Annotated in this window: 13 protein-coding genes and 1 pseudogene; 8 read left to right on the top strand and 6 right to left on the bottom strand. The window is 67.2% G+C overall.

The features are described 5' to 3' along the window. Positions 1 to 117 precede the first annotated feature (117 nt). Entirely contained in the window at positions 118 to 1,005 is an 888-nt protein-coding gene (locus tag AC5P68_RS01165) for an outer membrane protein assembly factor BamD (protein WP_024956778.1), read from the bottom strand. A 113-nt stretch (positions 1,006 to 1,118) separates the two neighbouring features. On the opposite strand from AC5P68_RS01165, the gene rluD reads away from it, so the two are divergent. From rluD to AC5P68_RS01145, 4 genes and pseudogenes are all read left to right on the top strand, one after another. Continuing rightward, on the top strand, positions 1,119 to 2,108 hold the full coding sequence (gene rluD, locus AC5P68_RS01160) for a 23S rRNA pseudouridine(1911/1915/1917) synthase RluD (RefSeq protein ID WP_019660164.1): 990 nt from the start codon (positions 1,119 to 1,121) through the stop codon (positions 2,106 to 2,108). Beyond that, entirely contained in the window at positions 2,108 to 2,878 is a 771-nt protein-coding gene (gene pgeF / locus AC5P68_RS01155; protein WP_049403024.1) for a peptidoglycan editing factor PgeF, read from the top strand. The genes rluD and pgeF overlap by 1 nt, the downstream gene beginning before the upstream one ends. A 2-nt stretch (positions 2,879 to 2,880) precedes the next feature. Further along, positions 2,881 to 3,404, top strand: a pseudogene (locus AC5P68_RS01150) (DUF4166 domain-containing protein). Continuing rightward, positions 3,379 to 3,816: a thiol-disulfide oxidoreductase DCC family protein gene (locus AC5P68_RS01145; protein ID WP_111108679.1), complete on the top strand. Its 438-nt coding sequence runs from the start codon at positions 3,379 to 3,381 to the stop codon at positions 3,814 to 3,816. The pseudogene AC5P68_RS01150 and the gene AC5P68_RS01145 overlap by 26 nt, the downstream one beginning before the upstream one ends. Before the next feature lie 70 nt (positions 3,817 to 3,886). Here AC5P68_RS01145 and otsA read toward each other — a convergent pair whose 3' ends face one another. The 4 genes from otsA to AC5P68_RS01125 all read right to left on the bottom strand — a co-directional run bounded on the left by otsA (position 3,887) and on the right by AC5P68_RS01125 (position 10,501). Then, complete coding sequence (gene otsA, locus AC5P68_RS01140; protein WP_005410785.1) at positions 3,887 to 5,251, bottom strand: alpha,alpha-trehalose-phosphate synthase (UDP-forming); 1,365 nt, start codon at positions 5,249 to 5,251, stop codon at positions 3,887 to 3,889. Further along, positions 5,248 to 7,029 carry a glycoside hydrolase family 15 protein gene (locus tag AC5P68_RS01135; protein ID WP_005410784.1) on the bottom strand — a complete coding sequence of 594 codons (1,782 nt, stop codon included), beginning with the start codon at positions 7,027 to 7,029 and terminating at the stop codon, positions 5,248 to 5,250. The genes otsA and AC5P68_RS01135 overlap by 4 nt, the downstream gene beginning before the upstream one ends. 41 nt (positions 7,030 to 7,070) lie before the next feature. After that, positions 7,071 to 7,829, bottom strand: a complete 759-nt coding sequence (otsB, locus tag AC5P68_RS01130; protein ID WP_005410783.1) for a trehalose-phosphatase — start codon at positions 7,827 to 7,829, stop codon at positions 7,071 to 7,073. Between the two features lie 236 nt (positions 7,830 to 8,065). Further along, positions 8,066 to 10,501 carry a TonB-dependent receptor plug domain-containing protein gene (locus AC5P68_RS01125; protein ID WP_495216736.1) on the bottom strand — a complete coding sequence of 812 codons (2,436 nt, stop codon included), beginning with the start codon at positions 10,499 to 10,501 and terminating at the stop codon, positions 8,066 to 8,068. A 216-nt stretch (positions 10,502 to 10,717) separates the two neighbouring features. Here AC5P68_RS01125 and AC5P68_RS01120 point away from each other — a divergent pair, with 216 nt between their 5' ends. The 4 genes from AC5P68_RS01120 to AC5P68_RS01105 all read left to right on the top strand — a co-directional run bounded on the left by AC5P68_RS01120 (position 10,718) and on the right by AC5P68_RS01105 (position 16,149). Further along, positions 10,718 to 11,200, top strand: coding sequence for a DUF3574 domain-containing protein (locus tag AC5P68_RS01120; protein WP_049410962.1), 483 nt, complete (start codon positions 10,718 to 10,720; stop codon positions 11,198 to 11,200). A 36-nt stretch (positions 11,201 to 11,236) separates the two neighbouring features. Further along, positions 11,237 to 12,091: an XAC2610-related protein gene (locus AC5P68_RS01115; RefSeq protein WP_231522013.1), complete on the top strand. Its 855-nt coding sequence runs from the start codon at positions 11,237 to 11,239 to the stop codon at positions 12,089 to 12,091. A 131-nt stretch (positions 12,092 to 12,222) separates the two neighbouring features. Continuing rightward, positions 12,223 to 13,941, top strand: coding sequence for a thiamine pyrophosphate-dependent enzyme (locus AC5P68_RS01110; RefSeq protein WP_033833008.1), 1,719 nt, complete (start codon positions 12,223 to 12,225; stop codon positions 13,939 to 13,941). A 603-nt stretch (positions 13,942 to 14,544) separates the two neighbouring features. Further along, the gene (locus AC5P68_RS01105; protein ID WP_033833007.1) at positions 14,545 to 16,149 is read left to right on the top strand and encodes a SulP family inorganic anion transporter; all 1,605 of its coding nucleotides are present in this window, start codon (positions 14,545 to 14,547) and stop codon (positions 16,147 to 16,149) included. A gap of 79 nt (positions 16,150 to 16,228) precedes the next feature. On the opposite strand, the gene AC5P68_RS01100 is transcribed toward AC5P68_RS01105, so the two are convergent. Continuing rightward, positions 16,229 to 16,939 (bottom strand): glutathione S-transferase, encoded by a 711-nt coding sequence (locus AC5P68_RS01100; RefSeq protein ID WP_033833006.1) that lies wholly within the window; start codon positions 16,937 to 16,939, stop codon positions 16,229 to 16,231. Positions 16,940 to 16,954: the final 15 nt, after the last annotated feature.

Here is a 16,954-nt window from a genome sequence, read left to right as displayed (position 1 = left end):
GCGTCGCATCCGCCGGGGATTCGTAGAATTCCTAGTGTCGTGGTCCATGGGCGCACGAACCCTCCACGCATGGCGTGGATCTGCCGACAAAGAAAAGGCCCCTTTCGGGGCCTTCTTTTACTTCTTTTCCAGTCGCGCGTTGCGCTGGCCGGTGCTGGCGGACTTTTCGCCAGCGAACGGGTTCAGCTTGCGGATCATCCACGGGTACTTCGGCCACTTGCCTTCCAGCCACGGGTGGTCCGGCTGGTTCAGCTGCAGGACGCGGCGGGCGTCGTCGGCCAGGGTCTTGTTGCCCAGGTGGGTGTAGGAATCGGCCAGGACGGCGACGGCATCGTACTGGAACGCGCTCTGCGGATAGGTTTCCAGCAGGTAGTTGGCGCGGCCGGCGGCCGAGACCCAGGCGCCGCGGCGCATGTAGTACAGGGCGTTGTCCAGCTCATGCTGGGCGAACACGTCACGCAGCTCCAGCATGCGCTGGCGCGCATCGGCGGCGTAGCGGCTGTTCGGGTAACGGTCCACCACGATGTTGAAGTCCGAATACGCCTGGTGCGGCGTGGACAGATCGCGGCGGCTGGCATCCAGCGACCATACGCGACGCAGGAAAACCGTACTGCGGTTGGAGTTGGCCAGGCCGCGCAGGTAGTACAGGTACGCGATGTTGCGATGGGTCGGGTAGGTACGGATGAAGCGGTCGATGCTGGACACCGCATCGTCGTGCTTGCCGGCCTTGTACTGCGCGTAGGCGGTTTCGATCATCGCCTGTTCGGTATACGGGCCGTACGGATACTGGGCCACGAGGCGGCGGAAGCTGGTTTCAGCCCCGCTCCAGTTGCCACCCTGCATCAGCTTGTGGCTCTTCTCGTACAACTGTTCGACCGGCGTCCCTTCATCGGGGCGATCGCCCTTCTTGGCGCCACGGTGGCAGCCGGTGGCGGCGATGACCAGCACCAGCAGCAGGGCGGTGAGGCGGACGGGCGCGGAGAGCATGGAGGAGCGTCGGATCATGAGGTCAAGGCGGGACGCGGCTGGAATACGAAGGGTCGATGATAGCCTAGTGTCCTGTCCAGCGACTGAAACCGGCCGCCGGGACCCCAAAATTTCAAAGAATGCCCCCTGCCATGTCTGAACAACCCTCTGAATCGGCCCGCCAGGCCATCGTCCCCGACACCGCTGCCGGCCGCCGTTTCGACGCTGTGGTGGCCGAACTGTTCCCCGAATACTCGCGTTCGCGCCTGACCGAGTGGATCAAGGCCGGGGAGGTCCTGCTGGACGGCGCCCAGGTGCGCCCGCGCGATCCGCTGCGCGGTGGCGAGGTGGTGACCCTCAACGTGGTGCTGGAAACCCAGACCGACGCCCAGCCGGAGGACATCCCGCTGGACGTGCTGTTCGAGGACGAGCACCTGCTGGTGATCAACAAGCCGGTCGGCCTGGTGGTGCACCCGGGCGCGGGCAACCACAGCGGCACCCTGGTCAACGCCCTGCTGTTCCGCGACCCGTCGGTGGCGGTGCTGCCGCGCGCGGGCATCGTGCACCGCCTGGACAAGGACACCAGTGGCGTGATGGTGGTGGCCAAGACCCTGGAAGCGCAGACCGCGCTGGTCGAGCAACTGGCCGCACGCGACGTGCACCGCCAGTACCTGGCCATCGTGATGGGTGCGCTGGTGGCCGGCGGTACCGCCGATGCCCCGATCGACCGCCACCCGCGCGACCGCCTGAAGATGGCGGTGCGCGAGGACGGCAAGGAAGCGATCACCCACTACCGCCTGCGCGAGCGCTTCCGTGCGCACACCGCGCTGGAGTGCCGCCTGGAAACCGGCCGTACCCACCAGATCCGCGTGCACATGGCGCATGTGCGCCATCCGATCATCGGTGACCCGCTGTACGGCGGTGCGCTGAAGCTGCCCAAGGGGGCCAGCGATGAGCTGGTGGCCGCGCTGCGTGGCTTCAAGCGCCAGGCCCTGCACGCCGAGACCCTGGAGTTCACCCATCCGATCACCGGTGAGCCGGTGCGCAACACCGCGCCGGTGCCGGAGGACATGCTGCACCTGATGAAGGTGCTGCGCGAAGACAGCGAGGCCTTCGCCGCGCGCGAGCGGGACCGCTGGTGATGGCCGCCGCGCTGCCCGTGCTGCAGGCGGACTGGCCGGCGCCGCCGGGCGTCCATGCGTTGACCACGCGTCGGCACGGTGCGGGCATTTCGCCGGCGCCGTTCGCGCAGTTCAACCTGGGCAACCGGCACGCGGCCGACGGTGATACCCCAGCCAACGTAGAGCACAACCGCCAGCTGCTGCAGCAGGGGCTGGCGCTGCCGTCGACACCGCACTGGCTGCGCCAGGTGCACAGCAGCACCGTGCTGCGCTTCACCGCGCCGCCGGTGCCCGGCGCAAGCGAGCCGGTGGCCGATGCCGCAGTGACCTCGGTGCCGGGCGTGGTGCTGGCGATCCTGACTGCCGACTGCCTGCCGGTGGTGTTTGCCGCCGCCGATGGCAGTGAGGTGGGCGCGGCCCACGCAGGCTGGCGTGGCTTGGCCGACGGCATGCTGGAGGCCACCGTGGCCGCCATGCAGACGCCGCCGGCGCAGCTGCGGGCGTGGCTGGGCCCGGCCGCCGGACCGGCCGACTACGAGATCGGCGAGGAGGTCTACCACGCCTTCGTCGGCCATGATCCGGCCGCCGAGGCGGCGTTCGTTGCCACCCGCGCGGGCCACTGGAGGGTGGACCTGTTCGCGCTGGCGCGGCAGCGGTTGCAGGCGGCGGGCATGGACCCGGCGCAGGTCCATGGCGGCACGGTGTCGACCATGGCCGATCCGGACCTGTATTCGCACCGGCGCGACCGTCGCACCGGGCGCATGGCGACGCTGGCCTGGATCGCGCCCTGACCTTGCCGCTGTTCGCGCGCGTGCTGGGGCCGGCCTTCGCCACCCTGGCGCGCCGGTGCAGGCGCTGCATGCCGCGCCGTTGCCTTGCCGCTACGTGGGGCGGGCGCACATCGTGAGGGGGCGGCACTGGCTGGTGCCGCTGCTGGCCGCGTTGGCGCGGCTGCCGAAGGACGGTGGAGCGTTGCCGACCGAAGTGGCGTTCAGTGCACACGGGCAGGGCGAGCAGTGGGCGCGGCGTTTTGGCCGCTGGCCGATGGTGTCGCGTCTATGGGCGCACGAGGGCTGCCTGCGCGAGCAGTTGGGCGCGGTGCGCTTCGAGTTTGATCTGCAGGCCCGCGAGGGTGGCATCGACTGGTCGGTGCGCCGGGTCTGGGCGTTCGGGCTGCTGCCGTTGCCGAGGCGCTGGTTTGGTGGCGTGCGTTGCCGCGAAGCCTGGCAGGGCGAGCGTTACACTTTCCTGGTCGATGTGACGCTGCCCTGGGCGGGAGCCCTGATCCGCTATGAAGGTTGGCTCGAACCGCAGTGAGGCCGCCGCCGAGGCGGGCAGCGCGGTGATCGTATTCGATGGCGTATGCGCGCTGTGCAATCGCTGGGTGCGCTTCCTGCTGCGTTTCGGCCGCGCGGGGCGCTACCGCTTTGCGGCGATGCAGGGGCAGCAGGGCAGCGCGATGTTGCGCGCGCACGGGCTGGACCCGCAGGACCCGATGTCGTTCCTGCTGCTGGACGCGCAGGGCGCCTGGACCGATACCGATGCGATCCTGCGCGTGCTGACGGGGCTGGGCGGCGCCTGGCGCCTGATCGGCGTGGTGCGGGCAGTGCCGCGTGGCTGGCGTGATGCCGCGTATCGCGCGCTGGCGCGCAACCGCTACCGCTGGTTCGGGCGGCACGACGCCTGTCATCTGCCCGCACCGGAGCAGGCAGCGCGATTCCTGGATTGAAGGAAAAAGGGACGGAGGGGATCAAGTCGTTTGTGCACAAACGCCTTGATCCCCTCCGTCCCTTTTTTCCTCAACCTTCCAGCGCGTCCAGATAGCTGCGGCGCCAGTGATTGATGTCGTAGGTGCGCAGGTGATCCATCATCGCGTGCCAGCGTTCCTTGCGCCTGCTCAGTGACATCGTTGCTGCCGTGGCGATGGCGTCGGCCACGCCGTCCAGATCGTGCGGGTTCACCAGCAATGCCTGCTTGAGTTCGTCGGCAGCGCCGGCCAGCAGCGACAACACCAGCACGCCGGGATCTTCCGGGTCCTGCGACGCCACGTATTCCTTGGCCACCAGGTTCATGCCATCGCGCAACGGCGTGACCAGGCCGACCGCCGCCGCCCGGTAGAAGCCGGTGAGGGTGGCATGGGTGAAGTTCTGGTTGACGTAGCGCAGCGGCGTCCAGTCAGGTTCGGCGTGGCCACCGTTGATGTGGCCGGCGATCTGTTCCAGCTGGCTGCGCAGCTGCCGGTACTCGGTGACGTCGCCGCGCGAGACCGGGGCGATCTGCAGGTAGGTCAGCGAGCCGCGCTGGTCGGGGTGGCGCTCAAGATAGCGCTCGAAGCCAAGGAAGCGTTCGGGCAGGCCCTTGGAATAGTCCAGGCGATCCACGCCGATCGCCAGCTGGCGATCGCGCAGGCTGGCGCGCAGGTTCTTCACGGCGGCCTTGGTGGCCGCGGTGCCGGCCTGGCGTGCGATCAGCTCGGTGTCGATGCCGATCGGGAAGGCGGCGGCACGGAAGCGGCGCCCGCCCGGTGCTTCCAGCTCGCCGTTGTCGAGCACGCGGCCGCCGCCGAACAGGCGCAGGTAGGTCTGGAAGCGATCAGCGTCGCGCTGGGTCTGGAAGCCGACCAGGTCGTAGGCGTACAGCGCGGAGAACAGCCGCAGGTGGTCGGGCATCGCCTGCAGCAGGTCGGCAGACGGCATCGGGATATGCAGGAAGAAGCCTATGCGGCAGCCGATGCCGCGCTCGCGCAGCAGCGCACCGAGCGGGATCAGGTGGTAGTCGTGGATCCAGACGATGTCGTCCTCGCGCAGCAGTGGCGCGAGCTTGTCGGCGAACAGCGCGTTGACCTTGTGGTAAGTCTCGCGGGTGCCGCGGTCGTAGTCGACCAGATCCAGGCGGAAGTGCAGCAGCGGCCACAAGGTGCGGTTGGCGAAGCCGTTGTAGTAGCCATCGACCTCGCGCTTGCTCAGGTCCATGGTGACGTAGTCGATGTCACCGTCTTTCTGCCGGTGCAGCGTGCCGCTGCCTTCCTTCACCGTCTTGCCACTCCAGCCGAACCACAGGCCACCGCGTTCCTTCAGGGCAGCCAGCAGGCCGACAGCCAGGCCGCCGGCGCGGTTCTCGCCGGGCACGGCCACACGGTTTGAAACCACGACCAGACGACTCACGATGCCTCCTGCCAGGACCGCGACAGGCGCATTGCGGCGGTGATCAGGCCGACGTGCGAATAGGTCTGCGGGAAATTGCCCCAGGCCTCGCCGCTGTCGAAGGCCAGATCCTCCGACAGCAGGCCCAGGTGATTGCGCTGCTTCAGCAGCAGCTCGAACATCTCACGTGCTTCATCCATGCGCCCGATCGCGGCCAGCGCGTCGATGTACCAGAAGGTGCAGATGGTGAAGCTGGTCTCCGGCTCACCGAAGTCATCCGGCGCGACATAGCGGTACAGCGAATTGCCATGCTTGAGGTCGCGGCCGATGGCATCGACGGTGGCGATGAAGCGGGCGTCCAGCGCGTCGATGAAACCGATATCGGCCAGCAGCAGCAGCGAGGCATCCAGCCGATGGCCGCCGAAGGTATCGGTGAAGTGGCCCAGCTCCTCGTTCCAGGATTCGGCCATGATGCGCGCGTGGATGGTGTCGGCGCGCTCGCGCCAGTAATGCGCGCGGTCATCGCGCTTCAGGCGCACGGCGATCTTGCACAGGCGGTCGCAGGCAGCCCAGCACATCGCGCTGGTGTAGGTGTGCACTTCGGTGCGGCCGCGGAATTCCCACAGGCCGGCATCGGGTACGTCGTGCAGGGCGAAGGCCTGTTCGCCCAGGGGTTCCAGGCGGGCGAAGGTGTGCGCATCACCCGGGTCCTGCAGGCGCCGGTCGAAGAACAGCTGCGTGGAGGCCAGTACCACGCTGCCGTAGACATCGTGCTGGCGCTGCACCCAGGCCAGGTTGCCGCGCCGCACCGGGCCCATGCCGCGATAACCGGACAGGCTGGGTACCTCGTCCTCGTCCAGCTTGGCCTCGAAGCCGATGCCATACAGCGGCTGCAGCGTGCCGTCGGTGGTGGCCAGGTTGAAGATGTAGCCGAGGAACTGTTCCATCGTGCGCGTGGCGCCAAGACGGTTCAGCGCCCGCACCACGAAGGCCGCGTCGCGCAGCCAGCAGTAGCGGTAGTCCCAGTTGCGCACGCTGCCGGGTGCTTCCGGAATGGAAGTGGTCATCGCCGCGATGATCGCGCCGCTGTCCTCGTACTGGCACAGCTTCAACGTGATCGCACTGCGGATGACCGCGTCCTGCCATTCCAGTGGAATGGACAGGTAGCGCACCCACTCGCGCCAGTAGTCGCGGGTGCGCTGGAAGGCTTCCTGCACGTAGCCGCTGATCGAACGATTGAGCGATTCATCCACGCCCAGGATCAGGTGGATCGGATGGTTGAGCACGAACGGCAGGCCGTCGCGCACGAAGCGCACCGGCACATCGGTGGTCAGCCGCAGCACGTGTTCGGGCAGGATCCAGCGCACATGGTTGCTGCCCCAGGTGGATTCGGGCACGCGTGCGCCCCAGTCCGCCAGGGGTCGCGCACGCACGGTGATGCGCGGGCTGCCAGCCAGCGGACGCACCTGGCGGATCAGGCTGACCGGGCGGTAGAAGCGATCGTTCTGGCGCCAGCGCGGGGCGAAATCGAGGATTTCCAATGCGCCGCCCTGCGTGTCACGCAGCACGGTGCGCAGGATCGCAGTGTTGGTGAGGTATTCCTGCTCGCTGCTCGCGAAGTCCTCCAGCTCGATGGCGAAGTCGCCGCCGGTCTGCTGGTTGGGGCCGAGCAGGGCGCAGAAGGTCGGGTCGCCGTCGAAGGTGGGCAGGCAGCTCCAGACAACGCGGGCATGTTTGTCGACCAGGGCGCCGAAGCTGCCGTTGCCGACCACGCCCAGATCAAGATCGGGTTGGGTCATCACGCGGTACATCTCGGTTGCGGCCGTGGGGGTTGGCCGGGTCAATAGGCATTCTCACGCAGCCAGGCGTGCACGCTGCGTATGTCGGGCAGCGCGAACACGGCCGCACTGGGTTCACGTTCACCCACCAGCACGCTCCAGCCATGCTGGCCGTTGGCGGCATCGAAGCCGAATTCGTCGGTGAGGTCATCACCGAGGAACACCGGCAGGCGGCCGCGGAAGGGCAGGTACTGCATCATCCGGCGCACGGCACGGCCCTTGTCGGTGCCGACAGGCACGAACTCGACCACATGGTCGCCAGGCTGCAGGCGGTAGCTGGTGCGGCCACGCACGTGGCGGTCAGCGAAGGCGCGGACATCGCTGGCGGCATGCGGCGCACCGCGCCAGTGCAAGGCCAGGCCGACGCCCTTGTCTTCCACCAGCACGCCAGGATGCCCATGGGCGAAGCGCATCGCCTGCTGATGCAGCGCGTGCAGCCATTCGGCGGTGTCGTCGTCGTGTTCGTCGCGCAGCACACGACCGTCTTCGCCACGCAGCTCATGGCCGTGCAGGCCGGCGGCGGGTAGTTGCAGAGGGGCGAACAGTTGATCCAGCTGTTCAAGCGGGCGACCACTGACCAGTGCCACGGCACCTTCCAGGCGGTCGCTGATGCGGCCGATGGCTTCACGCACATCCGGCAGCAACTGCACGGCATCCGGGCGTGCAGCGAATTCGATCAGGGTGCCATCGACATCGAGGAACAACGCACAGGCGTCGTCCAGCAATGGCGGTGGCGGACGCAGGGGGAGCGGTTCAGCCATGACGCCCAGCTTGCCAGCGTGGGCGTGTACGCGGGGTCGAGGGCAGGCCACGGCCCTGCTTCGGTGGGTGCCGACCGTTGGTCGGCACGGCAGGTCAGCCTGCATCCAGCTCAAACAGTGTGGACCAACGGTCCGCCCCCCCCCAAAGCAGATCCGCACCCGGATCACGAAGTTGCCGGCCAGCGGCCGGCACTACCGTGTCGTGCGGACCAACGGTCCGCACCTACCCAATGCGATCAGAACGTATAGCGGACGCGGCCGTAGTAGTACGCGCCGTTGCTGCCGATCGGCGACAGCACGTCATACGGCAGGTTGCCGAAGTAGTGGATATCGCTGTTGGATCGATCCGGGTAGTTGTCGGTCAGGTTCTGGCCGCCGATGGCCACGCTCCAGCGCGGAGTGATGCGGTATTCGACCTCCGCATCCAGCTGCCACTCGGCCTGGTAGGTCTGGCGCGGGATGTAGCCGTCACCGAAGTTGAACACGCGGGTGGCGCTGCCGTAGCGGTTCACGCGGCTGCTCAGCGACCAGTGGTCGTTGCTCCACGCGGCAGAGAAACTACCGCGCGTGCGCGGCGTGGCGTCGGTGAGCGTGTTGGTTTCTTCGATGCCGAACAGCACGTAGTCCGGATTCAGTGCACGCAGCTGTGCCGGCGTGGCCAGCACGTTCTTCAGCGTGGTCTTGGTGTACGCATAGGTGCCGGTCAGCAGCAGCTGGCCGTCGCCCAGCGACTGGCGCCAGTTGCTCACCAGCTCGGCGCCGCGGGTGCGGGTATCGGCGGCGTTGACGAAGAAACTGGCGCTCTGCAGGCCGCTGACGCCGTAGTTGGCGGCCACGTAGTCGGTCAGTGCATCGCCGGTGATGCTCTCCGACAGCGCGATGCGATCGTCGATGTCGATCTGGAAGAAGTCCAGTGACAGGTCGAAATGCTCGCCGATGCGGCTGGTGAAGCCCAACGAGGTGTTCAGCGATTTCTCCGGCTTCAGATTCTGCGCACCCAGGCCACGCGCGATCGGATTGTTGACCGACAGCAGGCGGCCCTGCACCAGCTGGCCGCCAGCGTTGTAGCCGCTGGAGGTGGATTCGTAGCCGATCTGTGCCAGCGACGGCGCACGGAAGTTGTTGGAGATGGCACCGCGCAGCGCGAACGCCGGGGTGAATTCATAGCGCAGGCCGAGTTTGCCGGTCAGTTCACCGCCGAAGTCGTCGTTGTGCTCGTAGCGCGCGGCCAGGTCGGTGGAGAACTTCTCGCCGAACTGACTGGACAGGCTGGCGTAGGCGCTGGCGACATCGCGCGACAGGGTGGCCGCGTCCTGCGGGGTCAAGCCGCCACCGGCCTGCGAACCGGTCGGGCGGTCGGTGTACGGGCCGGCCGCATAGCTGGCCGGGTCGCCGGGACGGGTCTGGTAGCGCTCGTGGCGCGCTTCCACGCCCAGGCCCAGCGTGTGGCTGATGCTGTCGCTCTGGGTGAACACGCGGCTCAGGTCGAGATTGCCCACCGTCTGTGCGTACTGGTAATCGGCAGTCTTGAAGCGGGTCGGGCTGGTCGGGCCCAGCGAGGCGTTGAGCGAATCACGCAGGCGGTAGGTGAAGTCGTTCTGGCCGTAGTCCAGGCTGCCGTCGTAGCTCCACTCGCCCCACTGGCCGCGCACGCCGGCCACGGCCTGTACGTCGCGGTTCTCGCCTTCGGAGATCGGTCGGTAGCCGTTCGGATAGACCTGCTTCCAGTTGGCATCGCCATCGGGATAGCGGAAGTAGTTGGCGCCTTCGGTATCGCGCTGGTTGAAGGTGCCGAATGCATAGAAGGTCGAGGTCTGGCCCACCGGGATCTCGGTGTTCAGCCACAGGTTGATGTCCTTGCTCTTGCCATCGCCCAGCACATAGTTGCGCTTGCCCTGCAGCGCCAGGTTGCCCGGGGTCTGGTCCCACGGCGGAATCTGGTCGAAGCCGGCGCGGTTGGTGCCGTTGCGGTGCTTGTATTCCAGGCCGACGCGCAGGAAGCCGCCGTCCTCGCCCAGCGAGGTGCCGACCTTGGCGCTGATATTGCCGGTCTGGCCGTCGGTAAGGGTACGCCCGATCGGCTTGAGGTCGGTGTGGTTGGCGCCGTAGCTGGCCTCGATCTCGCCACCGTCGCCGCCGTTGTCGAGGATCACGTTGATCACACCGGCCACCGCATCCGAGCCATACAGCGCACCAGCGCCATCACGCAGTACTTCGATGCGCTTGATCGCGCTGACCGGGATCGAATTGAAATCAACCGGGGTGGTGCCCTTGCCGATCTTGCTGTCGGTGTTGACCAGCGCGGTGTGGTGGCGGCGCTTGCCATTGACCAGCACCAGCACCTGGTCCGGCGACAGGCCGCGCAACTGTGCGGCGCGCACATGGTCGGCGCCACCGGAGTTGGACTGGCGCGGGAAGTTGAACGACGGCAACAGCGCCTGCAGCGCGCTGCCCAGCTCGCCGTTGACCACGCCGGCCTTGCGGATGTCCTCGGCGTTGAGCACATCCACCGGCGAGGTGGATTCAAGCACGGTGCGGTCGGCGGCACGGGTGCCGGTGACGATCACCGTGTCCAGGTTGGTGGCGTCCTGGGCCAGGGCCGGGACGGCGGCGGAGGAAAGCGCGAGGGCGATGGCGAGGCCGAGCGGCGACGCGGGCAGGCGGACGGACATGGGGGCTCCAGCAACAACGACGACGGGGAAGGGGGGAGATGGTTTCACTTACATCCATCCGGATGAAGCGATATATTATCTTCGCGTGATGACCGGTGCCGATGCAAGCCCCTGCCGGTCCGGCATGAGCTGATGCCCGGTTGGCATCAGCACGCCGGGCCGGTGGCGCTGTACGCTGCCGGCTCGCCTTGTCCCCCCTTCTCCGGAGCTGTACCGATGAAACACCTTGGCCTCGTCTTCGCCGTGCTGTTGGCCACCAGCGGCTGCGCCAGCCTCTCATCGCAGGCGCCCAGCGCCTATGCCACGGCCACCACCGCCGAACTGAAGGGCGATGCTGCACGCCCGTCCGCCGGCCACGGCTGGGTGCGCAGCGAGCTGTATTTCGGCGTGGGCGAGGAGCAGGGCGCCGGCAACCGCCCGCAGGCCGATACCATCAGCGAGGCGCAGTGGCGCACCTTCCTGGACAAGGAAGTGACCCCGCGCTTCCCGGATGGCCTGACCGTGTTCGATGCCTATGGCCAATGGCTGTTCCGCGGTGATGCCGCGCCCAACCGCCTGCGCACCAAGGTGCTGGTGGTGCTGCATGAGGACACCCCGCAGCGCCGCGCCGATATCGAAGCGATCCGCCTGGCGTGGAAGCAGCAGACCAGGCATCAGTCGGTGCTGTGGTCGCGGCAGCCGGTCGAGGTATCGTTCTGAGTTGAAGGTGCCGCCGCGGTGCCGCAGGGAGCAATGATGAACTACAGGGAATGCCTGCTGGGCCTGGTGTTGGCCGGCGCGCTGGCACCGACGGCGCAGGCGAAGGACGAGGGCGAAACGCTACGCTTCCAGGTGGCCGCGCATGTGCAGGCGCACGCCGATCCCCAGCAGGACGGAAGCATCGTGGTGCAGCTGTCACCGTCGGGCAAGCGGCAGACGCTGGCGGGCGCGGCGGATGCCGACGGCAATTCGCGCTGGGGTCTGGAGGACGTCGATTTCGATGGCTACCCGGAACTGGTCGCGCGCGCCTCGGTAGGCATGGTCAACGAGGCGGTGGCGGTGTACCGCTTCGATCCGGCCAGTGCCGGTTTCCGCGCGCTGCAGGCCGATACCCACGGCAAGGACAGTTGTGGTGACCTGATGGGGCTGAGTGTCGACCGTCCGAGCCGCACCCTGACCAGCAGCTGCCGCAGCGGCCCGATGTGGTACACCGACCAGTACCGGTTTGCAGGCGCGAAGCTCCATCTGTACCGCTCTGAGAGCGTGCTGATGCTGGGCGATACGTTGAACGCCGCGCTGCATTGGGAACAGACCGAAGAGCAGGGCCCGTTGGCGGTCTGGCGCACCTATGACCCCGCCGGCCGTGTGCTGGAAAGTGCCATCGCCGATGGCCTGGGAGCACCGCCGGACGGGCCGTTGCGGGGGCAGCAGGCCACCGTGGTGCCCGCGCGCCTGTTCCTCTTCGACCGACCCGGCGCGTCCAGCACCAAACGTTACCTGGTGCAGGGGGATCGCGTGGAACTGCTGGATGAACAGGACGGCTGGGTGAAGCTGCGCTACCGCAACGTGAAGCAGGGCGCGGTGGTGGGCTGGATCAACGTCAACGATTGAAGAAAAAGGGGACGGAGGGAATTAAGTCGTTTGTGGCACATACGACTTAATTCCCTCCGTCCCCTTTTTTTGCGGAGGCATCACTTCATCAGGTCTAGCCTCGGACGTTCCCCCGTTCGAGGATGTATCCGATGAGCAAGCGCGTAGCCGAAATCGTGGTGGACGCCCTGCAGCAGGCCGGTGTCCGCCGTTGCTACGGCATCGTGGGCGATACGCTCAACCATGTGACCGATGCGATGCATGGCAGCGAGATCGCCTGGGTGCATGTGCGCCATGAAGAAGTGGCCGCATTCGCTGCCGGCGCCGATTCGCTGGTGAGCGGCGAGTTGACCGCCTGCGCGGGTTCCTGTGGTCCCGGTGGCCTGCACTTCATCAACGGCGTGTTCGAGAGCAACCGCAACCGTGCGCCGATGGTGCTGATCGCCAGCCAGGTGGTGACCAGCGAGCTGGGCATGGAATTCCCGCAGGAAGTGGATTTCAAGGCGGTCTATGGCAGCTGCACGGTGTTCTGCGAGCAGGTGCACAGCCCGGAGCAGGCGCGACGCGTGGTGGCCCTGGCCTGCCAGGCCGCGATCAGCCGCCGTGGCGTGGCGGTGGTGATCCTGCCGGCCGATATCAGCCAGGCCCAGGTGAAGCACGACGTGCCGTTCTCGGTGCATTACACCCAGCCGGTACTGCGCCCCTCCGACGCCGAGCTGCAGCGCATCGCCGAGCTGCTGGGGCAGGGCAAGCGCATCGGCATCTACGCCGGTGCCGGTTGCCAGGGCGCGCACGCGCAGCTGCTGGAGCTGGCCCGGCGCTTGCAGGCCCCGATCGCGCATACCTCGCGCGCGAAGGATTTCGTCGAGCCGGACAACCCGTACAACATGGGCATGACCGGCATCTTCGGCATCGAATCCGGCTTCCACACGCTGATGGAGTGCGACACGCTGCTGCTGCTCGGCGCCGACTTCGCCTGGGGCCAGTTCTACCCGGACAAGGCCACCATCATCCAGGTCGACCGCGATGGCAGCCACCTTGGCCGCCGCCACCCGGTGAACCTTGGCGTGGTCGGTGACATCGCACCGACGCTGGATGCCTTGCTGCCGATGTTGCCGCCGCGCGAGGACAGCAGTTTCCTGGACGAATGTATCGAACGTCGCGACAAGGCGCTGAAGAAGCGCGAGCAGGAAGAACAGCCGGGCGAGGGCGAGCTGATCCACCCGCAGCATCTGACCGCGCTGCTGTCGAAGTACGCCAGCGACGATGCGCTGTTCACCGCTGACGGCGGCTCGCCGATGGTCTGGGTGCTGCGGCATATCCGCGTCAACGGTCGCCGCCGCACGCTGACCAGCCTGCTGCACGGCACGATGGCCAATGCAATGCCGCAGGCACTGGGCCTGCAGAAGGCGTTCCCCGGCCGGCAGGTGATTTCGCTGTCCGGCGATGGCGGCCTGGCGATGCTGCTGGGCGACCTGCTGACGGCCGTGCAGGAGAACCTGCCGATCAAGGTGGTGGTGTTCAACAATGGCTCGCTGAACTTCGTCGAGCTGGAGCAGAAGGTGGAAGGCCTGCTGGACAACTACACCGACCTGAAGAACCCGGATTTTGGCCGCCTTGCCGAAGTGATCGGCTTCCACGGCCGCACGGTGACGCGCAGCGAGGACCTGGAAGAAGCGGTGCAGGATTTCCTGTCGCAGCGTGGCCCGGCGCTGCTGGATGTGCATACCAGCCGCGCCGAGCTGGTGATGCCGCCGCAGATCGAGGCCAAGCAGGTGGCCGGTACCGCGCTGTATGCAGCCAAGGCGGTGTTGAACGGCCGCTTCGACGACGTGAAGCATCTGCTGGTGGACAACTTCCTGAAGAAGTAACGGGGTGGGTTTGATGCAGGGCTGCGCCCTGCACCCGCTACGAGCCGGAGCCAGAGCAGAAGCGGGCTTCCTGAGGGATGGCGGGGTGGGTCCGGTTGCGGGGGACGCCGTAAACCCGTCCCTGGGGGCTTGGCCGCGGCATCCATGCCGCGGACACCCCCGCAACCGGACCCACCCCACCTTCGACAGTTTCCTGCGATCTGTCGGTAGATCCACGCCCTGCGTGGATAGCGTGGAAATGATCGAATTGTTCGTGTAGAGCCGAGCCATGCTCGGCTCAGAGCGAAGCGACCCGCTTTTGCTTTTGATCCTTTGATTCCTTTCCGTGGCTGGCACGCGCAAGGAATTATCAGGGGCCGGTCGGGATGGGCTGCGCAGGACCGTTGGCGCCATGGATGGCGCCATCGAGCCCCCAGGGATGGGTTTACGGCGTGTCCTGCGCAGCCCATCCCGACCGGCCCACTCCGATAAAGCTGCTTTTGACGACCCCCCCAGCCACGAGGGGCTCCGCCGTTGGCTGGAACCCATCATTCCACGACGGAATTGGCGCGCTGGCCCCGCTGGGCCTACCATCGGCGGTCCCCACCCCCCACCGCCCCTTCCATGTCCGCTCCCGCTTCCGCCGCACCGCGTCGCTGGTTCGTCGCCGGCGACTTCAACGGCTTCTTCGGCCTGGTCGTCGACAACCTCTCCATCCTCGGCTTCATCGCCATGGCCCTGGTCGGGATCTTCCAGTTCCCCGCCGACGTGGTGTTCGGCCGCATGTTCCCCGGCACCGCCTTCGGCGTGCTGGTCGGCAACCTGCTGTACACCCTGATGGCGCGCCGGCTGGCCGCGCGTACCGGCCGCGACGACGTCACCGCCATGCCGCTGGGCCTGGATGCACCGACCAGCATCGGCATGGCGCTGCTGGTGCTCGGCCCGGCCTTCCTCGCGTTCAAGCAGCAGGGCATGGACCCGCACGCTGCGGGCATCGCCACCTGGCAGCTGGGCATGGCCGCGCTGGTCATCATGGGCGTGCTCAAGTTCGTGCTGTCGTTCTTCGGCGAAGCGGTCACCCGCGCGCTGCCGCGAGCCGCGCTGCTGGGTTCCATCGCCGGCATCGCGCTGGTGCTGATGGGCCTGCTGCCGCTGCTGGAAACGCTGCGCTCGCCGCTGGTCGGCTTCACCACGCTGGGCCTGCTGCTGTACGTGCTGATCGCCAAGGGCAAGCTGCCGGTGCGTGGCCCGGGCGTGCTGCTGGCCTTCGTGTTCGGCACCGTGCTGTATTACGGCCTCGGCCTGGCCGGGCTGGGCGCGCCGGGCTTCCATGTACCGGAGTGGGTGCCGCCGCAGGTGGTGCTGCCGCTGCCGACACTGGGCTTCCTCGACGGCCTGCCCACCGCGATGACCTACCTGCCGCTGCTGCTGCCGTTCGGTCTGCTGATGGTGGTCGGCGGCATCAACGTGTCTGAAAGCGCGCGCGCAGCCGGCGACGACTATCGCACCCGCGACATCCTGCTGGTGGAAGCGGTAGCCACGCTGGTGGCCGGTGTCTGTGGCGGCGTGGCGCAGACCACGCCGTACATCGGCCAGCCGGCGTACAAGCACATGGGTGCGCGCAGCGGCTACACGCTGCTGACCGGCCTGTTCGTCGGCATCGGCGGCATGCTCGGCATCATCTCCGGGCTGGTGCAGTGGCTGCCGCTGGCGGTGCTGGCACCGATCATCGTGTACGTGGCCATCGATATCACCACCCAGGCCTTCCAGGCCACGCCGCGTCACCACACCGGTGCGATGGTGTTCGGTTTCCTGCCGTCGGTGGCCTACCTGCTGGCGATCAAGGCACCTGGCTGGATCGCGCCGGACCAGCTGCCGCAGCTGCTGACCAAACTGGATGGCCACGGCCTGCCCGAGCTGGCGGTGATCTTTACCCTCGGCAACGGCTTCATCATCACCTCGATGCTGTGGATTTCGGCGGTGGCGGCGATGGTCGATGGCCGCCTGCGCCGTGCCTGCGGCTTCCTGCTGGTGGCTGCGGTGCTGACCCTGTTCGGCCTGATCCACTCGGTGGATCCGCGTGGTGGCATCTATCTCCCGTGGGAGCTGGACGGCCTGGCGCGCATCATCAGCTGGCAGTTCGCTGGTGCCTACGTGGCACTGGCGTTGTTGCTGGGGTTGCTTTCGCTGCAGAAGCAGCCGGTGCAGCCGCTGGGTGAAAACAACTGACCCAACGCTAGTGCCGGCCGCTGGCCGGCATCCTCATGGGCTTCGGTCGGATCGTGCAGCTGCCGGCCAGCGGCCGGCACTACCGTTCGGCGTCCAGTTCCGGGTAGTGGCGGAAGATACCGTTGGTGTTGAACGGCAACCGCCGCTCCGAGGCCAGATAGGCGGCGATGTTCGGCCGCTTTGCCACCCGCTCCTGCAGCGCGCGCAGCAGGGGCAGGGTCGGCGCCAGTGCCTGCATCCGGCGCGGGAACATGTAGTCCAGCCCGCTCAGCAGCTGGAACAGCGACAGATCCACATAGGAATGCTCGCGCAGTGCGTGGCGGCCACCATTGGCGGCCAGCACCTGCTCGAAGTAGCCGAGGAACTTCGGCAGCCGTTCGCCACGCAGGGAGGCGGCCCGTGCCTTGGCTTCGGTCTTCTGCTCTTCGTAGTACTTCGATGCGGCAATTGGATGGTGGGTGTCGTGCACCTCGGCTACCAGATCAGCGATGGTCAGCTGCAAGTGCAGCGCCTGCACCCGCCGCGAGGCCGCCTGCGGCACCAGGTCCAGCGGCGGGCCGAGAAAATCCAGGATCGCGGCGACCTGTGCAATGACCTGGCGGCCCGCCTTCAGGAACGGCGGCGCGAAGGGCTGCGCACCTTCACTGCTGCCATCGAGAAACGGCTGCATCACCGTATCGCCGTGCACCCGCGCCATGTCGATGTAATCGACACCGGCATCCTCCAGCGCAAGCCGCACGAACTCGCCACGGCCCTGGATGCCGGTCCAGTAATACAGCGCGTACTGCATGGTGGTGCCTCCACA

The organism is Stenotrophomonas sp. YJH_SMC_58, assembly GCF_059369635.1.
The sequence above is the reverse complement of the archived record's forward strand: the minus strand, read 5'-3'. Positions and strand labels throughout refer to the sequence as shown.